At 76.2% G+C, this 3,334-nt stretch carries 4 protein-coding genes; all 4 read right to left on the bottom strand.

Features of this window, described 5'->3' with window-relative positions; all coding sequences use genetic code 11:
- Window positions 1-708, bottom strand: a 708-nt coding sequence (locus HMPREF9062_RS03975) for a 4-phosphopantoate--beta-alanine ligase (protein ID WP_367379026.1), incomplete at its 3' end; no start/stop codon positions are given.
- Window positions 709-834: 126 nt separating this feature from the next.
- A complete protein-coding gene (locus HMPREF9062_RS03970) occupies window positions 835-1,776 on the bottom strand; it encodes a Rossmann-like and DUF2520 domain-containing protein (protein ID WP_009748749.1) in 942 nt (313 codons plus the stop codon).
- 35 nt (window positions 1,777-1,811) lie between these two features.
- Complete coding sequence (locus HMPREF9062_RS03965) at window positions 1,812-2,315, bottom strand: DUF3180 family protein (protein WP_009748748.1); 504 nt, start codon at window positions 2,313-2,315, stop codon at window positions 1,812-1,814.
- The coding region (gene folK / locus HMPREF9062_RS03960) for a 2-amino-4-hydroxy-6-hydroxymethyldihydropteridine diphosphokinase (RefSeq protein ID WP_009748747.1) at window positions 2,315-3,334 on the bottom strand (1,020 nt) is incomplete at its 5' end. The genes folK and HMPREF9062_RS03965, both read right to left, overlap by 1 nt.

Raw genomic sequence — 3,334 nt, 5'->3', positions numbered from 1 at the left:
GAGCCCGGCGCCGTCCGCGCCGGCGCGCGCCGCCTCCCGCCCGGCCGCGAGCGCGCGGGAGAGGGCGAGCGCCTGCTCGCGCTCCTCCGACGTCAGGTAGGCGTTGCGCGAGCTCATGGCCAGGCCGTCCTCCTCGCGGCGGATATCGACCGGCACGATCTCGACCGGCACCGCCAGGTCGCGGACCATGGCGCGCACGATGGCCAGTTGTTGGGCGTCCTTGCGGCCGAACAGCGCCCACCGCGGGCCGATGAGGTGCATGAGGGTGAGCACCACCTGCAGGACGCCGGCGAAGTGGGTGGGGCGGGCGGCTCCCTCCAGGACGGTGGCGATCGGCCCGGGGGCGAGACGGACCTGCGGCTCGCCGTGCGGGTAGACGGCCTCGGGGGCGGGGGCGAAGACGACGAGCCGCCCGATGACGAGCCCGTCCCCGTCCGGGGGGCGCACAGCCGCGGCCAGAGCCTCGAGGTCGGCGGCCAGGGTTCGCGGGTAGGCGTCCAGGTCCTCCCCCGCGGCGAACTGGAGGGGGTTGACGAAGATGGTGACGACGATGACGCCCTCGGGTCCGACCCGGCGGGCCGCCTCGGCCACCAGGTCGAGATGCCCCTGGTGGAGCGCCCCCATGGTCATGACCGCGGCGCGCAGCGCCCCGGCGTCGTCCTCGGCGAGGGCCGCGGCGAGCTCAGCGCGGCTGCGAGCCAGGTCCACCCGCGTGCCCACCCGGCGGGGGAGGGCGGGGGGAGGCGGTCGCGGCCAACGGGGTCGGGCGGGGTCGGCGGCGTCATGAGCCCACGCTAGCCCCGCGTCCGACGACGCCGCGCCGGGCCGACGCGCTCACCGGGGGCGCTCGTCGGGCGTGAGCGCCGTGCGCACCGCCTCGGCCCGGTCACCGGTCAGGCGCCCGGTGGCCTCACGGCGCGCGAGCGTGGCCTCGGCCAGCGCCCGGTAGGTGTCGACGACGTCGTTCAGGGGCCGACCCTCCCCGTCGCGCAGCGCGCCGAGGGCCTCGAGGTGGGAACGGACGGTTCCGGCGTCGCCGCGGGCGACCGGCCCGGTCAGGGCGGCATCGGTATCCTCGGTCAGAGCGCGGTCCAACGCGGCGGTCAGCAGCGGGCCGAGAGTGGCGGCGGCATCGGCCACGCCGGCGGCTTCGAGCACCCGCTCGGCCTGGCCGACGAGGGTGAGGAGGTGGTTGGCTCCATGGGCGAGGGCCGCGTGATAGGCGGGGCGCGCCTTCTCGGCGAGATCGAAGGGCTCGCCGCCGAGCTCGACGGCGAGGGCCTGACCGACCGGCACGAAGGCGGGGGGCGCGGTCACCGCCATGGGGCAGCCGACGAGGCGGGCGAGGTCGACGGACCACCCGGAGAAGGTCATCGCCGGATGGAGGGCGATGGGGATCGCGCCGGAGCGCCGGGCGGGCTCGAGGATCCCGGTGCCGTAACGGCCGGAGGTGTGGACGACCAGCTGTCCGGTCCGCCAGGCGTTCAGGTCGGCCAGACCCGTGACGAGGGGGGCCAGGGCGTCGTCGGGCACGGCGAGTACGACGAGCTCGGCCCGACGGACGATCTCCTCGACGTCGAGCACGGGGACTGCGGGCAGAAGCATTTCGGCGCGTTCGCGGGAGGCCTCGGAGACGGCGTGCACGCCGACGATCCGGTGGTCGACGGCACGCAGAGCGCTGCCCAGGACGGCGCCGACGCGTCCGGCCGAGATGATGCCGACGTCGAGCCGACCGGGACGCCCGGAGCGCGCGCTGCGGGTGGGGGGCTCAGTCATACCGTCGATCGTCTCACACGGCCGGGCGGGACCGCTCAGGCGGGGGCGCTGCCGTCGGGCACGGATGAGGTCCCCGAACCGTGCCCGTCATGGTCGTCATCGTCGTCGGCGTCGATGGCGCACCAGCGCTCGACGAGCAGACCGATGCCGCACCACAGGGCGCACGAGGCCAGGCAGGCGCCCGCGGACCACGCCAGGGAGGACATGGCGGGCGAGGGCGGGGCGAGTAGCGCAGTGGTCAGTCCCCCGCCGTAGATCCCTCCGACGAGAGCTCCGACGATCGCCGAGGCCTGTGCGGCCACGGCGGTGGTGGCCGCGCCGGTGGGCGTGATCCATGTGGGCTCGTGGGCGCGCAGACGCCGCACGGCGAGCCCGGCGAAGAGCACGACGACGGCGATCACCAGTGCCACGCCGGCGCCCCAGGGCGTCAGCGACGTGACCCAGCCGCGATGACGCAGCGAGAGGTCGGAGACGACCCACGTGAGAACCGCGGGCGTGATGAAGCACGCGAGGACCGTGGTCCAGCGCGTGCGGAACATCAGCGGCCCTGTCCGTTCCTGCCGATGACGTCATTCCACTCCAGGGGCGAAGACCAGGGCTCGCCCTGCGTCCCGGCCCGGGGCGCGGAGGAGGCGTGCGGGGCGGAGCCGGCCGGGGGCGCGCCCGTCTGCTGGTGGGTCGTCGGCTCCTGTCCGGACTCACGATCGGGCTCTGAGGCGACGGGCGTCTGACCGGCGCCGGCCACCGGCCCGGCCGGGCGCTGCCCGTTCCCGGCGGACGGGTCGCCCGGCCCGGCGTCGGCGGGGAGTCCCTCGTCGGCCGGGGCACCCGCGGCTCCGTCGAGCCCGCCGGGTTCGGAGGCGCCGGCGCCGGTCGGCTGATCGGGCTGGTCCTCGCCGGCCTCGGGCGGCGCCACGTACTGGCCGGTGGGCAGCGCGGGCAGGTGGTCGGAGTCGAGCCAGTCGAGGGCGAGCCAGCGCACACCCTCACGATCGGGGGCGGACTCGACGAGGGAGGCGACGTACTGGTCGCCGATCTCGGCGAAGGGGTCGGCCTGCGCCCAGGGGGCCAGGACGAAGGCGCGTCGCGCCGCGTTCGGGTGCGGCAGAGTCAGGTCGGCGGCGTCGGAGGTGACGCCGCCGTAGGTGATGATGTCGGCGTCCAGGGTGCGCGGCCCCTTGGGCTCGGTGCGCACCCGCCCGGCGTCGGCCTCCAGGCCCTGGCAGACGGCGAGGACTTCGCGGGGCGAGAGGGTGGTCTGCGCGAGAACGACGGTGTTGAGGTAGTCGGGCTGCTCGGGGCTGCCGGGCTCGACGACGGCGGCCGTGCGGGCCAGCGGCGCGACGGTGGTGACGGTGATGCCGTCGGTCTCCCGCAGGGTGCGCACCGCGGCGCGCAGGGCGGGGACGACCCCGCCGACGTTGCCGCCCAGGGCGATCACGAGGCCGACGGGCTCCGCCGGGTGCTGGGTCAGGACGTCGACCGGCGGCTGGGCCGGCATCTGGGGCGGCGCAGCGGCGTCGGGCGTGGCACCGGCCGGCGCCCCCGTCCACGATTC

It is taken from the genome of Actinomyces sp. oral taxon 448 str. F0400 (assembly GCF_000220835.1).
GTDB lineage: Bacteria > Actinomycetota > Actinomycetes > Actinomycetales > Actinomycetaceae > Actinomyces.
This window is presented reverse-complemented; position numbering and strand designations above follow the sequence as displayed.

Excerpts from the sequence above, each read along its gene's own strand:
- HMPREF9062_RS03965 (WP_009748748.1), bottom strand. The coding sequence starts at position 2,315 with ATGTTCCGCACGCGCTGGACCACGGTCCTCGCGTGCTTCATCACGCCC.
- HMPREF9062_RS03970 (WP_009748749.1), bottom strand. The coding sequence starts at position 1,776 with ATGACTGAGCCCCCCACCCGCAGCGCGCGCTCCGGGCGTCCCGGTCGG.